At 69.2% G+C, this 15523-nt stretch carries 13 protein-coding genes; 8 read left to right on the plus strand and 5 right to left on the minus strand.

Translation table 11 applies throughout. The features are described 5' to 3' along the window. Window positions 1-35 precede the first annotated feature (35 nt). Window positions 36-2288 carry a protein kinase gene (locus tag ACIBW9_RS04915; RefSeq protein ID WP_398951234.1) on the plus strand — a complete coding sequence of 751 codons (2253 nt, stop codon included), beginning with the start codon at window positions 36-38 and terminating at the stop codon, window positions 2286-2288. Window positions 2289-2303: 15 nt separating this feature from the next. Here ACIBW9_RS04915 and nadA read toward each other — a convergent pair whose 3' ends face one another. Then, the gene (gene nadA / locus ACIBW9_RS04920; protein WP_398951236.1) at window positions 2304-3500 is read right to left on the minus strand and encodes a quinolinate synthase NadA; all 1197 of its coding nucleotides are present in this window, start codon (window positions 3498-3500) and stop codon (window positions 2304-2306) included. Between the two features lie 338 nt (window positions 3501-3838). Here nadA and ACIBW9_RS04925 point away from each other — a divergent pair, with 338 nt between their 5' ends. Further along, window positions 3839-4195, plus strand: a complete 357-nt coding sequence (locus ACIBW9_RS04925) for an iron-sulfur cluster assembly accessory protein (RefSeq protein ID WP_030582488.1) — start codon at window positions 3839-3841, stop codon at window positions 4193-4195. Between the two features lie 84 nt (window positions 4196-4279). Here ACIBW9_RS04925 and ACIBW9_RS04930 read toward each other — a convergent pair whose 3' ends face one another. After that, window positions 4280-6463 carry a hypothetical protein gene (locus tag ACIBW9_RS04930; RefSeq protein ID WP_398951238.1) on the minus strand — a complete coding sequence of 728 codons (2184 nt, stop codon included), beginning with the start codon at window positions 6461-6463 and terminating at the stop codon, window positions 4280-4282. Window positions 6464-6649: 186 nt separating this feature from the next. Further along, complete coding sequence (locus tag ACIBW9_RS04935; protein ID WP_398951240.1) at window positions 6650-6859, minus strand: hypothetical protein; 210 nt, start codon at window positions 6857-6859, stop codon at window positions 6650-6652. 137 nt (window positions 6860-6996) lie between these two features. On the opposite strand from ACIBW9_RS04935, the gene ACIBW9_RS04940 reads away from it, so the two are divergent. Then, window positions 6997-7971 (plus strand): carbohydrate kinase family protein, encoded by a 975-nt coding sequence (locus ACIBW9_RS04940; RefSeq protein WP_398951242.1) that lies wholly within the window; start codon window positions 6997-6999, stop codon window positions 7969-7971. Window position 7972: 1 nt separating this feature from the next. Here ACIBW9_RS04940 and ACIBW9_RS04945 read toward each other — a convergent pair whose 3' ends face one another. Further along, entirely contained in the window at window positions 7973-9352 is a 1380-nt protein-coding gene (locus ACIBW9_RS04945; protein ID WP_398951244.1) for a cysteine desulfurase/sulfurtransferase TusA family protein, read from the minus strand. Between the two features lie 316 nt (window positions 9353-9668). Between ACIBW9_RS04945 and coxB the strand changes: the two genes are divergently transcribed. The 4 genes from coxB to ACIBW9_RS04965 all read left to right on the plus strand — a co-directional run bounded on the left by coxB (window position 9669) and on the right by ACIBW9_RS04965 (window position 14148). After that, a complete protein-coding gene (gene coxB, locus ACIBW9_RS04950) occupies window positions 9669-10631 on the plus strand; it encodes a cytochrome c oxidase subunit II (protein WP_398951246.1) in 963 nt (320 codons plus the stop codon). After that, window positions 10628-12361: a cytochrome c oxidase subunit I gene (gene ctaD / locus ACIBW9_RS04955; protein ID WP_389069584.1), complete on the plus strand. Its 1734-nt coding sequence runs from the start codon at window positions 10628-10630 to the stop codon at window positions 12359-12361. Before coxB ends, ctaD begins: the two co-directional genes overlap by 4 nt. After that, window positions 12358-12756 carry a cytochrome c oxidase subunit 4 gene (locus tag ACIBW9_RS04960; protein ID WP_115908610.1) on the plus strand — a complete coding sequence of 133 codons (399 nt, stop codon included), beginning with the start codon at window positions 12358-12360 and terminating at the stop codon, window positions 12754-12756. Before ctaD ends, ACIBW9_RS04960 begins: the two co-directional genes overlap by 4 nt. A 132-nt stretch (window positions 12757-12888) precedes the next feature. Next, complete coding sequence (locus ACIBW9_RS04965) at window positions 12889-14148, plus strand: Ig-like domain-containing protein (protein WP_398951249.1); 1260 nt, start codon at window positions 12889-12891, stop codon at window positions 14146-14148. 124 nt (window positions 14149-14272) lie between these two features. Here ACIBW9_RS04965 and ACIBW9_RS04970 read toward each other — a convergent pair whose 3' ends face one another. Further along, complete coding sequence (locus ACIBW9_RS04970) at window positions 14273-14677, minus strand: hypothetical protein (protein ID WP_398951251.1); 405 nt, start codon at window positions 14675-14677, stop codon at window positions 14273-14275. 145 nt (window positions 14678-14822) lie between these two features. On the opposite strand from ACIBW9_RS04970, the gene ACIBW9_RS04975 reads away from it, so the two are divergent. Continuing rightward, a complete protein-coding gene (locus ACIBW9_RS04975) occupies window positions 14823-15443 on the plus strand; it encodes a heme-copper oxidase subunit III (protein ID WP_019067823.1) in 621 nt (206 codons plus the stop codon). Window positions 15444-15523 lie beyond the last annotated feature (80 nt).

Raw genomic sequence — 15523 nt, forward strand, 5'->3', positions numbered from 1 at the left:
GCCTCGAACTGCCGTGCATGGAAGGGGATTCGGGCGTGCCGCTGCACAAGGACGACCCGAAATCGGTCGGCGGGTACAAGCTGGTCGACCGGCTCGGGTCCGGCGGCATGGGGGTCGTGTACTGGGGCAGATCACGCTCGGGCCGTGACGTCGCCGTCAAGGTGGTGCACGCCCAGTACGCGGAGGACAAGGTCTTCCGCGCCCGCTTCCGGCAGGAGATCGAGGCCGTCCGCAAGGTCAGCGGCGCCTTCACCGCACCGGTCGTGGACGCCGACCCGGAGGCGGTACGGCCCTGGATGGCGACCCAGTACGTCGCGGGCAGCTCCCTGGCCGAGCGGATCCGCGACCACGGTGCCCTCAAGGGCACCCCACTGCGGCGGCTGGCCCTGGGGCTGGTGGAGGCGCTGCAGGACATCCACCGGGCCGGAGTGGTGCACCGGGACCTCAAGCCCGCCAACGTCCTGATGGCCGAGGACGGCCCCCGCGTCATCGACTTCGGCATCTCCCGCGCCGTGGAGAACCACAACACCCTCACCGAGACCGGCCAGATGATCGGCACCCCGCCCTTCATGTCACCGGAGCAGTTCACCGACGCCCGCACGGTCGGACCCGCCTCGGACGTCTTCTCGCTCGCCGCGCTCCTGGTCTACTCGGCCACCGGGCGCGGCCCCTTCGACGCCGACAGCCCGTACCTGACCGCCTTCCGGGTCGTCCACGAGCCGCCCGAACTGAACGGCGTACCGGGCCCGTTGCGCGCGGTCCTGGAGCGCTGTCTGGTCAAGGACGCCGCAGACCGGCCCTCACTGGACGCACTGGCCAAGGAGTTCGCCGAGGCGCTGCCCGAGCCCGACCCCATGGACCCGGACGCCACGGCCCTCTGCCTCGCCGACCCGGGGACCTTCGGGGAGACGTACGCCGGGACCGGCGGCGCGGGGCCCGGAAAGGTCACCCGGTCCGGGCGCACCCGACGCCGCAGGGTCCGCCCCTGGACGGTGGTGGCCTGCGCGGTGGGCGTGCTGATCCTGGGGACCGGGTGGTACATACGCTTCGGGCCGGGCTTCCCGGACGGCGCCCCGGCGGTGAGTTCCGCCTCGTCCGCGGACTCCCGCTGGGCGGCCCTCCCCACCGGCTGGCAGCCCTGGCAGACGACGATGTACGAGACGGCACAGCGGGGCGAGGCCAACCCGCTCGCGAAGGACAGCACGGACGCGGGCGACGCCACCTGCCAGACGTACGAGAACGCGGTCTACTGCGCCGGCAACAACATCCTCCCGGTCCGGCTGGACGGCCGTACCGGCAAAACCGTCTGGCGCTCCGCGCCGGCGACCTCCGCCGAGGGCGCGGACAAGGCGCGGGACAACTTCGAGCTCCTCGGGGTGCGGGACGACGCGATGCTCCTCCAGCACTACGTCTACGGGGCCGACGGGAGCAGCAGGGCGAGCATCGTCGCCCTCGACACCAAGAGCGGCGAGCAGCTGTGGGCCCGGCAGCGCAACAACGTCACCGTCGACCAGATAGTCTCCGGCGACCTCGTGCTGACCCCCGACCCCACCGGCCGGCTGGTGACGGCCCGTTCCCCGCGCACCGGCAGCGACCGCTGGACCCTGCAGCTGCCCTCGGCCGACTACTGCCAGTTCACGACGGCAGGCTCCCGTCTGTATGCGCAGTGCTTCCCGGACGACGCGGCCAAGGGCGCCGTCCTCCTGGAGCTGAACAAGGCCGACGGAACGGTGCTGCGGCGCCTGAAGGCCCCGTACACGAGCAGCCTGCTCGGCACCGTCGGCGGCCGGCCGGCCTTCGTGGTCGGCGGCAGCACCGGCCCGGCGCGCCCCGAGGACCTGAGATTCGGCGAGATCCAGCTGCTCGACCCGGACACCGGCTCCGTCACCACGACGAAGCTGACGACGACCTACGACGGCTCGGTGCGGCTGGCCGCCGACACCCTGTGGATCACCCAGGCCAACGGCCAGGTGACCGCCGTGTCCCCGCTGACCGGAAAACCGCTGTGGCAGACCCGCACGGGCGTCGAGGGCTCGGGACAGCCCACGTACGACGCCCGCACCCGCACCCTCTACCTGGCCAGCACCAGCGGCCGGGTCGCCGCCCTCGACACCCGCAAGGGCACGCTGCTGTGGGAGACGGGCGCCCACGCCGACCAACTCGCGAGCGGCGACGTGACCAAGTCCAAGGTGCTGCTGAACGGCGGCGCGCTGGTCGTGAGCACCCCTGACGGCACCGTCTTCAGCCTGGACCCCGCGCACCCCGAGCGGAAACCCGTCTCGGGGTGACAGCGGGCGATCCGGCTACGGCAGCGCCAGCATCCGCTCCAGCGCCAGCTTCGCGAACGCCTCGGTCTCCTTGTCGACCTCGATCCGGTTGACCAGATTGCCCTCGGCGAGGGACTCCAGCGCCCAGACCAGGTGGGGCAGGTCGATGCGGTTCATGGTCGAGCAGAAGCAGACCGTCTTGTCGAGGAAGACGATCTCCTTGCCCTCGGGTGCGAAACGGTTCGCGAGCCGTCGTACGAGATTGAGCTCGGTGCCGATCGCCCACTTGGACCCGGCGGGCGCGGCCTCCAGGGCCTTGATGATGTACTCCGTCGAGCCGACGTAGTCCGCCGCGGCCACGACCTCGTGCTTGCACTCCGGGTGGACCAGCACGTTCACGCCGGGGATGCGCTCGCGCACGTCGTTGACCGAGTCCAGCGAGAACCGGCCGTGCACCGAGCAGTGGCCGCGCCACAGGATCATCTTCGCGGCGCGCAGCTCGTCCGTCGTCAGCCCGCCGTTCGGCTTGTGCGGGTTGTAGACGACGCAGTCCTCCAGGGACATGCCCATGTCGCGGACGGCGGTGTTGCGGCCGAGGTGCTGGTCGGGCAGGAACAGCACCTTTGTTGAATCGGGCTCCCCCTGCTGGAAGGCCCACTCCAGGGCCCGCTGCGCGTTCGACGACGTGCAGATCGTGCCGCCGTGCTTGCCCGTGAACGCCTTGATGTCCGCGGACGAGTTCATGTACGAGACCGGCACGACCTGCTCGGCTATCCCGGCCTCGGTCAGCACGTCCCAGCACTCGGCGACCTGCTCGGCGGTGGCCATGTCCGCCATCGAGCACCCGGCCGCGAGGTCCGGCAGGACGACCTTCTGGTCGTCGGACGTCAGGATGTCCGCGGACTCCGCCATGAAGTGCACACCGCAGAACACGATGTACTCGGCCTCCGGACGCGCCGCCGCGTCCCGGGCCAGCTTGAACGAGTCACCCGTGACGTCGGCGAACTGGATGACCTCGTCGCGCTGGTAGTGGTGGCCGAGCACGAAGACCTTGTCGCCGAGCTTCTCCTTGGCCGCGCGGGCGCGCGCCACCAGGTCCGGGTCGGACGGGGACGGCAGGTCGCCGGGGCACTCGACACCCCGCTCGCTCTTCGGGTCGGCCTCGCGGCCGAGCAGCAGCAGGGCGAGAGGAGTCGGCTGTACGTCGAGCTCCGGGGTCTGGGCGGTGGTCACGACACGCACCCTTTCTGTTCTGCGGGAGGTTCTGCGGGTTCTGTTCTGCGGGAGTTTCTGCTGGAGGTCCTGCGGGTGGACGCTCTACGGACGCGGTTCTCGTCCTGCTCGCCCTTCTCGTCTAACTGACGCTATCTATCATAACCTGCTTCACGTCAGTTTGACGATGGTCATTGCGTCGATGTGACATGAATCCCGATGAGCCGTTTTCCGCTCGCCATCGCATGTGCGAGCATGAAGGAGGCGGCGAAAAACGGCGCCCGGCCCGGAATGAATCCGCGGCCTTGCCGGTTGCACCAGTCGGCAAGCAGTCTCCGTACAACCCGGGAGAGATGTAGATGTCCGTATCGGACGAGACCAGCACCGTCACCGACGGCATCATCCTGTCCGACGCCGCCGCGGCGAAGGTCAAGGCCCTGCTCGACCAGGAAGGCCGTGACGACCTGGCCCTGCGTGTCGCCGTTCAGCCCGGCGGCTGCTCCGGCCTGCGCTACCAGCTCTTCTTCGACGAGCGCTCCCTCGACGGAGACGTGGTCAAGGACTTCGGCGGTGTCAAGGTCGTCACCGACCGCATGAGCGCCCCGTACCTGGGCGGCGCGTCGATCGACTTCGTCGACACCATCGAGAAGCAGGGCTTCACGATCGACAACCCGAACGCGACGGGCTCCTGCGCCTGCGGCGACTCCTTCAGCTGAGCCCTTTCGGCTTGCTGGACAACTGAACAGACCGAAGGCGGCGGCCCCCTCCGACAGGGCCGCCGCCTTCGCGTATCGGACGGGCTACTGCACCCCGGCCGTCTTCCCCGGCAGCCGCTGCCCCGGGTTCGGCAGCAGAATCTGCTTGCCGTCGGTGCCGACGACCTTCCGGTCGCCCAGCGGCTTCTCCAGGTGGACCGTCTTCTCGATCGCCTTGGCGATCATGATGCAGATCTTGCCCTTCCACGGCGTCTCGGTGACCTTCACGGTCACCTGGTCGGAGCTCTCGCTCGCCGTCGCCGTGTAGTCGGCGCACACACCGCCCGTGAAGCTCACGGTCAGGTCCTTGCCGTCGGCGGTGTAGTAGTCCACCTTCACGTCACGGGTGGCCGGCGCGGTCGTGGAAGGGGTGGGCTGCCCGGACGGCGTCGTCGAGTTCGAGGCCAGGTACTTCGGGTCGACGGCCGGATACGTCACCGTGAAGCCGTTCTGCGCGCCCGCGCCCTTCACCTGGAACAGCCAGGACGGCACCAGCGCATGCCGTCCGTCCACCGCATGCACCGCCAGCCCGAAGACCGCACCGTCCACGGCGACGGTCTGCTTCGCACCCGCCCCGGAGGGCGACTGCCCGCACGGCGCCTCCAGCCGGTCCTTCAGCGGTACGGGGCTGGCGCAGCCGCCGATGCCCATGCGGTGGCCGATCGTGGGCGCCGCGTTCATCAGGTCCAGCGTCTTCTGCGCACCCAGCACGGGATACGTGTCGCTCTTCACCGGCGCCTTCAACCGCCCACTGCCGCCGACCACTTCGCCCTGCGTGCCGACGGTCAGCCCGGTCGTCCAGCCGTAGGTGGGCAGCCCGCCGACCAAGGGGTTCGCGTTCACCACCCGCTGGGCGCCCATGATCTGGCTCGCGTCCACCTTCGCGTCGTCCTGGCCGACCGCCTTCAGCACCGGCGCCGCGGCCTTCTTCGCGGCGGCCTCGCTCACCGTGGCACCGGCCGGGTTCGCGGGATCCTTCGTACACGCGATGGCGCTCCGACAGGCGTCGGTGCCGGCCGAGTACCGGTGGAACGTCCACGTCCCCGGGGCCTGCTTGTCCACCACGAGACTCGGCCCGGACCCGTCCTTTGCGGGCCCCACCTGCCAGGCCTGTCCCTGCGCCACCGGCGTCCCGTCCAGCCCGAGCGCCTTGGCCAGCCGCGCCACCTCGTCCCTGGTGACCTCGCCGGCCGCCCGGTACACGGGCGCCGAGTCCGGCCCGTCGGGCAGGGTGCCCTCGGCCTTGTACCGCACGCCGTACGGGTTGGGCTCCCCGGGCGCGATCCCGTTCGTACCACCCTCGGAGTAACCGTCGAGCACGAGCGGCGGGGGAGTGGTGCCGCCACCGGAGACGCCGGGGTTCGTACCCCCACCGGACCCGCCGGAGGCCGACGCGGCGAGGTACGCCCCACCACCGCCCACCAGCAGCACGGCAGCGGCCACGGAGGCGATGAGCACGGGGGAGCGACGCCGGGACGGACGGGACTCTTCCGCGTCTGGATCGGGGGTGGCGTCGTGAATCTCGGTGTCACTGCCGTCGCCGATCGTCGGCCCCTTGGCGGCCTCGGTCTCCTCGGCACGGGCGGTCACTCCGACCTCGGCGGCTTCTTCGGCCCCGGCGGTTCGCTCGCCCGCGGCGGTTCGCTCGGCCTCGGCGGCCGTCCCGCCCGCGGCGGTCCCCTCTGGGGCGGTCGCCCTGACCGGGGTGGATGCCTCACCTGCGCCGGGTCCCTCGACCCCCGCGGTCGCCCCGGCCGTGGCGGATTCCTCGCCGGTGCCGGTCGCCTCTCCTGCGCCGGTGGTCTCGGCCTGGTCGCCCTCTCCCTGGGCCCCGGTCTTCTCCGTGCCGGGGTTGGGTCCTTCGACCCGTACGGCCGCCCCGGCCTTGGTGGTCTCCTCGCCCGAGCCGGTGTGCTGGCCCGAGCCGGTGGCCTCACCCGCGTCGGGTCCCTTGACCCGGGCGGTCGCCCCGGCCGTGGCGGATTCCTCTCCGGTGCCGGTCTGCTCGCCCGTGCCGGTCTTCTCAACCGCACCGATGGCCTCGGCCTCGGCGTCCTCCCCCGCGACCCCACCACGTTCCGCGCCGGCTTCCTCCCCAGGAGCGTCCGCGTCTCCCTCCGTGACGCCCGGAGCCTCGGCGCCCACGGCGCCCTGCTCCGCCACGGCACCCTGGTCCTCGGCGGGGCCGTTCTCGTTCGGGGCGTCGTTGTCGGGTCGCTCGGTGTTCACCGCATCGCTCCTTCGCCTGCACAGCTGTCCTGTGACCCTGACCCGGCCCTGTCAAAACGGACCGCGGAAGGGTCGTATCGCACATCCCCTCGGTGGGGGACGGCGATGGGACGCAGCGGAGGAGCGCGCGGTTCCCTTCGGATGCGCCGGCGCGGCTACCCGGCCGTGGCGGACTGCAGACCGCGCTCAGTCGCCGTAGTCCGACATCGAGTCCAGCAGACGGGCCGACTTCGGCGGCACGATCACGCCGTGGATGAGTGACGGGGAGACCGGGCGGGAAGCGATGCGGTCGGGGGCGGCCCAGTGGGGGACCATCCGGGCGCAGTCGCCGCGCAGCGACGCGAGGTCGCCTTCCAGGTCGACCGGGACCGGGGCATGGACCTTCAGGTTCGTCATACCGGAACCGTATGCACGGGGCAGGCCACCGAGAAAGATCTACTATCGGGTAGTTTTGGCCACTTCAGAGCCCGGCTACGACCCGGTAGCGTGAACTGTCCATCCGCCCTCCCGTCTCTCACAGGAGAGTCCCCGCCGTGCGCATCGCAGTCACCGGCTCCATCGCCACCGACCACCTCATGACCTTCCCCGGCCGCTTCGCCGACCAGCTCGTCGCGGACCAGCTGCACACGGTCTCGCTCTCCTTCCTGGTCGACAACCTCGACGTACGCCGGGGCGGCGTCGGCGCCAACATCGCCTTCGGCATGGGTCAGCTCGGCACGACCCCGATCCTGGTCGGCGCCGCCGGCTTCGACTTCGACGAGTACCGCGCCTGGCTGGACCGGCACGGCGTCGACACCGACTCGGTCCGTATCTCCGAGACCCTGCACACCGCCCGCTTCGTGTGCACCACGGACTCGGACCACAACCAGATCGGCTCGTTCTACACGGGCGCGATGAGCGAGGCCCGCCAGATCGAGCTGAAGACCGTCGCGGACCGCGTGGGCGGCCTCGACCTGGTCCTGATCGGCGCCGACGACCCGGAGGCGATGCTCCGCCACACCGAGGAGTGCCGCTCCCGGTCCATCCCCTTCGCCGCCGACTTCTCCCAGCAGATCGCCCGGATGAACGGCGACGAGATCCGGATACTGCTGGAGGGCGCCACGTACCTCTTCTCGAACGAGTACGAGAAGGGCCTGATCGAGTCCAAGACCGGCTGGAACGACGCCGAGATCCTCGCCAAGGTCGGCCACCGCGTCACCACCCTCGGTTCCCGAGGCGTCCGCATCGAACGGGCCGGCGAGGACCCGATCGAGGTCGGCTGCGCGGAGGAGGAGCGCAAGGCCGACCCCACGGGCGTCGGCGACGCCTTCCGCGCCGGTTTCCTCTCCGGTCTCGCCTGGGGCGTCTCCCTGGAGCGCGCGGCCCAGGTCGGCTGCATGCTCGCCACGCTCGTCATCGAGACGGTCGGCACCCAGGAGTACCAGCTGCGGCGCGCCCACTTCATGGACCGGTTCGCCAAGGCCTACGGCGACGAGGCCGCCGCCGAGGTCCAGAAGCACCTGGCCTGACCTACGCCACCCGGCGGACCACATACGCGGCACCGTGGTCCGCCGGCTCCTCACCCACGTACTCCTGGCCTCGCATCTCGCACCACGCCGGGATGTCCAGCCGCGCCGCCTCGTCGTCGGACAGCACGCGGACCGTGCCGCCCACCGGCACGTCCCCGATGACCTTGGCGAGCTCGATGACGGGGATCGGGCAGCGCTTGCCGAGGGCGTCGACGACCAGGGCGTCGTCCTGCCGCACGGCCGCCGCCGCAGCCGGCGCCCCCAGCTTCTCCCGCACCCCCGCCACCGCCCCCGGCAGCACCTCCAGGAACCGTTCGACGTCCTCCTCCGGCGTCCCCATCGGCAGGGAAACCCGCACGTTCCCCTCACTCAGCACCCCCATCGCCTTCAACACATGGCTGGGCGTCAGCGTGCTGCTGGTGCAGGACGACCCGGAGGAAACGGAGAAACCCTCCCGGTCCAGCTCGTGCAGCAGTGTCTCCCCGTCGACATAGAGACAGGAGAAGGTGACGACCCCCGGCAGCCGCCGCTCCGGATCCCCGACCACCTCCACGTCCGGCACCGACCGCGGCACCCGCACCCGGATCCGCTCCGTCAGCCCCCGCAGCCGTACCGCCTCTTGCTCCGCCTCCGCCCGCACCGCCCGCAACGAGGCGGCCGCCGCCACGATCGCCGGCAGATTCTCGAACCCGGCGGCCCGCCCCGACTCCCGCTCGTCCGCAGGCCCTTGCGACACGAACCGCACGCCTTTTCGTACGACGAGCAGCCCGACCCCCGAGGGCCCGCCCCACTTGTGCGCACTGGCCGCAAGCAGCGACCACTCGCCCCCCACTGGCCCCCACCCCAGCGACTGCGCCGCATCCACCAGCAAGGGCACCCCGGACTCCCGGCAGACGGCAGCCACTTCGGCCACCGGCTGCTCGGTGCCCACCTCGTGGTTGGCCGACTGAAGACAGGCCAGCGCGGTGTCCGGGCGCAGGGCTTCCGCGTACGACGCCGGCGTCACCCTGCCCTGCCGGTCCACCTCGATCTGCGTCACGCTCCCACCGCCGGCCTCGTGCGCGTCAGCCGCATGAAGCACCGAGGAGTGTTCGACCGCCGACACGATCAGGTGACGCCCGATCCGGTGACGCCCGGCCAACGCCCCGGCGACACCGCTGTGTATGGCCCGAGTGCCGGATGAGGTGAAGACCAGCTCGTCAGGACGGCACCCCACGGCCTCAGCGGCGGCCTCCCGCGCGGCGTCCAGCAGCATCCGGGCCCGCCGCCCCTCTCGGTACAACCGCGCCGGGTCGGCCCACCCCTCGTCCAGAGAGGCCAGCAGGGCCTGCCGGGCAACGGGATGAAGAGGAGCTGCAGAAGCGGCGTCGAAGTAGGCCATACGGCAACGTTAAGCCGCCGGTGATGGCAGGAGGGGGGGCTGTGTCGATGTGCGGCCCCGCCGCGTGGGCGCCAACAACCACGAACCACCCGCACCCGCCAAACCACCCGAAGTCCCGAGCTACTAGGCGCACCAACCCCCTTTCGGGGTGACCGGCGGCGCGTATGCCACCCTCCCCGCGACCCCCCGGAAGGCGTCGGCTAGGGTTTGGTCCGCATAAACATCCAAACCCCTGCCCGACGCAGGGCGGCGACCGACCACCGAAGAAGGCAGGCCGCAGCCAACCGCGCGGGCGAGACTCTCGGGAAGGCGCTACGTGAGTCCCAACGGCTCCGACCGCTCGCCGCGGCGCCCGATGCGGCGGAAGCTGCTGCAGGCAATGACCGCGGGCCTGGTCCTGGCGACCGCCACCGGTTGCACATACAAGGACTTCCCCCGCCTTGGTATGCCCACCCCGACCACGGAAGAGGCTCCGCGGATCCTCTCCCTGTGGCAGGGCTCCTGGGCTGCCGCGCTCGCCGTCGGCGTGCTGGTGTGGGGTCTGATCATCTGGAGCGCGATCTTCCACCGGCGCAGCCGCACCAAGGTCGAGGTTCCTCCGCAGACCCGGTACAACATGCCGATCGAGGCGCTGTACACGGTGGTTCCGCTCGTCATCGTCTCGGTGCTGTTCTACTTCACGGCCCGCGACGAGTCGAAGCTGCTCAGCCTCTCCGACAAGAAGCCCGACGTCACCGTGAACGTCGTCGGCTTCCAGTGGAGCTGGGGCTTCAACTACATCGAGCCCGTCCCCGGTGTCACCGGTGACGCGAAGACCGACAAGAACCTGGCCGCCATTCCGGACCGGTTCAAGAACGAGTTCCCGGCGAACGCCGGCGGTGTCTACGACGTCGGTACGCCGGCCTCGAAGGACCAGGACACCCACAACCCCGGCCCGACCCTCTGGCTCCCCGAGGGCAAGACGGTCCGCTTCGTCCTCACCTCGCGTGACGTCATCCACTCCTTCTGGGTGGTGCCGTTCCTGATGAAGATGGACGTCATCCCGGGCCACACCAACGCCTTCCAGGTGACCCCCAACAAGAAGGGCACCTTCCTCGGCAAGTGCGCCGAGCTCTGCGGCGTCGACCACTCCCGAATGCTGTTCAACGTGAAGGTCGTCTCCCCGGACGACTACGAGAAGCACCTCGAGGACCTCGCCAAGAAGGGCCAGACCGGTTACGTTCCCGCCGGCATCGCGCAGACGAGCCACGAGAAGAACCGGGAGACGAACAACCTGTGAGCATCGTCAACGAACCCCAGGGTGCCGCGGCAGAGTCCCACTACGCGGACGAGCTGCCGGTCCGGCGCAAGCAGCCCGGCAACGTGGTCATCAAGTGGCTCACCACCACTGACCACAAGACGATCGGGACGCTCTACCTCGTCACGTCGTTCGCGTTCTTCCTGATCGGCGGCGTGATGGCGCTGCTGATGCGCGCCGAGCTGGCCCGGCCTGGTCTGCAGATCATGTCGAACGAGCAGTTCAACCAGGCGTTCACGATGCACGGCACGATCATGCTGCTGATGTTCGCGACGCCGCTGTTCGCGGGCTTCACCAACTGGATCATGCCGCTGCAGATCGGCGCGCCCGACGTGGCGTTCCCGCGGCTGAACATGTTCGCCTACTGGCTCTACCTGTTCGGCTCGACGATCGCGGTGGGCGGCTTCCTCACCCCGCAGGGCGCGGCCGACTTCGGGTGGTTCGCCTACTCCCCGCTCTCGGACGCGGTCCGCAGCCCGGGCGTCGGCGCCGACCTGTGGATCATGGGTCTGGCCTTCTCCGGCTTCGGCACGATCCTCGGTGCGGTCAACTTCATCACCACCATCATCTGCATGCGCGCGCCCGGCATGACCATGTTCCGCATGCCGATCTTCGTGTGGAACGTGCTGCTGACCGCGGTGCTGGTCCTGCTCGCCTTCCCGGTCCTCGCCGCCGCGCTGTTCGCGCTGGAGGCGGATCGGAAGTTCGGTGCGCATGTCTTCGACGCGGCCAACGGCGGCGCCCTGCTGTGGCAACACCTCTTCTGGTTCTTCGGCCATCCAGAGGTGTACATCATCGCGCTGCCGTTCTTCGGCATCATCTCCGAGGTCATCCCGGTCTTCTCCCGCAAGCCGATGTTCGGCTACATGGGCCTGATCGGCGCGACCATCGCCATCGCGGGCCTGTCCGTGACCGTGTGGGCCCACCACATGTACGTCACCGGCGGTGTGCTGCTGCCGTTCTTCTCCTTCATGACGTTCCTCATCGCCGTACCGACCGGCGTGAAGTTCTTCAACTGGATCGGAACGATGTGGAAGGGGTCCCTGTCCTTCGAGACCCCGATGCTCTGGGCGACCGGCTTCCTGGTCACCTTCACCTTCGGTGGTCTGACCGGTGTCATCCTGGCCTCGCCGCCGATGGACTTCCACGTCTCGGACTCGTACTTCGTGGTGGCGCACTTCCACTACGTGGTCTTCGGCACCGTCGTCTTCGCGATGTTCTCCGGATTCCACTTCTGGTGGCCGAAGATGACCGGCAAGATGCTCGACGAGCGCCTCGGGAAGATCACCTTCTGGACGCTGTTCATCGGCTTCCACGGCACCTTCCTGGTCCAGCACTGGCTGGGTGCCGAGGGCATGCCGCGTCGTTACGCGGACTACCTCGCGGCCGACGGCTTCACCGCCCTGAACACGATCTCGACGATCAGCTCGTTCCTGCTCGGCATGTCGATCCTGCCGTTCCTCTACAACGTGTGGAAGACGGCCAAGTACGGCAAGCCGGTCGGCGTCGACGACCCGTGGGGCTACGGCCGCTCGCTGGAGTGGGCGACGTCCTGCCCGCCGCCGCGGCACAACTTCCTCACCCTGCCGCGGATCCGCAGCGAATCCCCGGCGTTCGACCTGCACCACCCTGAGATCGCCGCTCTCGACCAGCTCGAGAACGCCCCTCACGGTGAGAAGGCTCTGGCTGGTGGCAAGGAGGCCGGCAAGTGAAGGTTCAGGGCAAGATGTTCATGTGGCTGAGCGTCTTCGTCCTCGCCATGGCGGTGGTCTATGGCGTGTGGTCGAAGGAGCCGGCCGGTACCACGGCGCTCTTCCTGGCCTTCGGTCTGTGCATCATGGTCGGCTTCTACCTCGGCTTCACGGCCAAGCGGGTCGACGCGGGTGCGATGGACAACAAGGAGGCGGACGTCGCGGACGACGCCGGCGAGGTCGGGTTCTTCAGCCCGCACAGCTGGCAGCCGCTGGCCCTCGGGGTCGGTGGTGCGCTCGCCTTCCTGTCGATCGCGATCGGCTGGTGGCTGCTGTACTTCTCCGCGCCGATCATCATGATCGGCCTGTACGGCTGGGTCTTCGAGTACTACCGCGGTGAGAACCGCACCCAGTAGCACGCGCAGCGCCCAGTGGGAGCCCGGACACTCCGTAAGGAGCGTCCGGGCTCCCACTTTTGCCCCAATAGCGTTACCTCGTACGGATTACCCCGCGCGCCGTCCTTGACGAACGTCCATAGCGTGAGGGACATGAACCACTCTCCGCGCACCCGCACCGTCGTCAGCTGCACTCTGCTGGTGATCGCCCTCGGCGCGGGCGGCACCGCTTGCAGCAGCGGGGGCAACCCGCTGGCCGGCAGGCCGTACGACGCGACGGACCAGGTCTCCCTCAACGGTCTCAAGGGTGACGGGAAGAAGGCGGACCCGGACAAGGCCCTGGAGGTCACTGCCGGTGACGGCGGCCGCCTCACGGACGTCACCGCCACGGACGCCGCAGGCCGCTATGTGGCGGGCGAACTCTCCGCCGACGGCACCCACTGGCACAACACCTCCCCGCTCGCCGCCAACGCCCACTACACGGTCCGGGTGAGCACGGAGGACGAGGACGGGGCACCGGGCCGCAAGGTCCTCACCTTCGACACCAGCATCCCCACCACCAAGAAGCGCCTGAACGTGAAGTTCGGCCCCGACTCCGGCGAGTACGGCGTCGGCCAGCCCGTCACCGCCCAACTCGACCAGCCCGTCAGGGACAGGGCCCAGCGCGCCATCGTCGAACGGGCACTCCGGGTGGACTCCGTGCCCGCCGTGCAGGGCGCCTGGCACTGGGTGGACGACAAGGAACTCCACTACCGCCCCAAGGACTACTGGCCCGCCCACGCCACCGTCCAGGTGCACAGCAACCTGGACGGCATCAAGGTCGGCGACCGCCTGTGGGGCGCCAGGAGCAAGCCGCTGAAGCTCACCATCGGCGACAGCCTCATCGCCGTCACCGACGCAGCGGCGCACTCCATGACGGTGTACAAGAACGGCGAGGACATCAGGGAACTCCCCGTCACCACCGGCAAGCCCGGCTTCGAGACCCGCAACGGCGTCAAGGTCGTCCTGGGCAAGCAGTCCTTCGTACGCATGCGCAGCGCCACCGTAGGCATCGCCGAGGGCAGCGCCGACTCCTACGACCTGCCCGTCTACTGGGCCACCCGCCTCACCTGGAGCGGCGAGTACGTCCACGCGGCCCCCTGGTCAGTGGGCTCCCAGGGCTACGCCAACGTCAGCCACGGCTGCACCGGCATGAGCACCGCCAACGCCGAGTGGTTCTTCAACACCGTCCACGAGGGCGACGTGGTGAAGGTCATCAACTCCAACGGCGAGACCATGGAGCCCTTCGGCAACGGCTTCGGCGACTGGAACCTGGCCTGGAAACAGTGGCGCCAGGGCAGCGCCCTGGTGGCCGGTAAACCCGACGGCCCCAGCCCGGACGACGCGGCAAGACTGAGACCGCAGAACGTCTGACACGAGGCTGAGGGACAGCGCCCCTTCAGGGGCGCGGGGCTGTGTCGATATGCGGCTCCGCCGGCGTGGGCGCGACAAGCCACAAACGGCCCGCAGTCGCCGAACCACGGGCCGTCCCGAGCTCTCAGGCGCTCTGCTGAAGCGCCTTCTGCCGCAACAAGGAAGCCAACGCCGAGGCGAACTCCACAGGCTCCACCGGCAAGGTGACCGCGGCATCCGCCCGACTCCACGTGGCCAGCCAGGCATCCTGAGGCCGTGCAATGAGCAGCAGCACCGGCGGGCAGTCGAACACCTCGTCCTTGATCTGCCGGCACATCCCCATGCCTCCCATGGGCACGGCCTCGCCGTCCAGGACGCACACGTCGATGCCGCCCCGGTCCAGCTCCTTGATGACGGCGGCCGGCGTCGCGCACTCCAGGAACTCGACGACGGGAACGTCGGGAGCGGGCCTGCGCCCGGTCGCGAGCCGCACCTGTTCGCGGGTGTTGGAGTCGTCGCTGTAGACCAGCACCGTGGCGGTCGGCTGCATAGTTCCTCCGAGACGTCAGCGTCGTACGGAAAGGCCCGATGGGGCGGATGTTACTCCGTTCAACACCACGTCAACACCGGTATGGACGGCAGCAACACTCCGAACGGCACCCCCCGGAGTGAGGGCGGGATAAGCGACCGACATAATGTCGGTCGTGGCGACAGCAACGACAGTAGAAACCGGGCACGCGCACCCGTCGGTCAACCGGCCGAACCTCACCAGCGTCGGAACCATCATCTGGCTGAGTTCCGAGCTGATGTTCTTCGCGGCCCTCTTCGCGATGTACTTCACCCTGCGATCGGTGACCGGTCCGGATCACTGGAAGGAGATGGCGAGTCATCTCAACCTTCCGTTCTCCGCAACCAACACCACGATCCTGGTGCTCTCCTCCCTGACCTGCCAGCTCGGCGTGTTCGCCGCCGAGCGCGGGGACGTGAAGAAGCTCCGGGGCTGGTTCATCATCACGTTCGTGATGGGTGCGATCTTCATCGGCGGTCAGATCTTCGAGTACACGGAGCTGGTGAAGAAGGACGGGCTCTCCCTGTCCTCCGACCCGTACGGCTCGGTGTTCTACCTGACCACCGGGTTCCACGGCATGCACGTGACGGGCGGCCTCATCGCCTTCCTGTTCGTTCTCGGCCGCACCTACGCGGCCAAGAGGTTCACCCACGAGCAGGCGACCGCGGCCATCGTCGTGTCCTACTACTGGCACTTCGTCGATGTCGTGTGGATCGGCCTCTTCGCCACGATCTACCTGATCAAGTAGCCGGGCCCGTTCCCGCGTGCGCCTGCGCGGCGCACAACCCACAAGCATCGACGCAGAAGATCCTGACACCGGGGTAATCC

The sequence above is a fragment of the Streptomyces sp. NPDC049541 genome (assembly GCF_044465725.1).
Taxonomy (GTDB): domain Bacteria; phylum Actinomycetota; class Actinomycetes; order Streptomycetales; family Streptomycetaceae; genus Streptomyces.

What these genes read in the sequence shown, in the direction of transcription:
- ACIBW9_RS04965 (WP_398951249.1), top strand. Translation starts at nt 12,889, where the DNA reads ATGAACCACTCTCCGCGCACCCGCACCGTCGTCAGCTGCACTCTGCTG.
- ACIBW9_RS04970 (WP_398951251.1), bottom strand. Translation starts at nt 14,677, where the DNA reads ATGCAGCCGACCGCCACGGTGCTGGTCTACAGCGACGACTCCAACACC.
- ACIBW9_RS04935 (WP_398951240.1), bottom strand. Translation starts at nt 6,859, where the DNA reads ATGACGAACCTGAAGGTCCATGCCCCGGTCCCGGTCGACCTGGAAGGC.
- ACIBW9_RS04925 (WP_030582488.1), top strand. Translation starts at nt 3,839, where the DNA reads ATGTCCGTATCGGACGAGACCAGCACCGTCACCGACGGCATCATCCTG.
- ACIBW9_RS04945 (WP_398951244.1), bottom strand. Translation starts at nt 9,352, where the DNA reads ATGGCCTACTTCGACGCCGCTTCTGCAGCTCCTCTTCATCCCGTTGCC.
- ACIBW9_RS04975 (WP_019067823.1), top strand. Translation starts at nt 14,823, where the DNA reads ATGTCGGTCGTGGCGACAGCAACGACAGTAGAAACCGGGCACGCGCAC.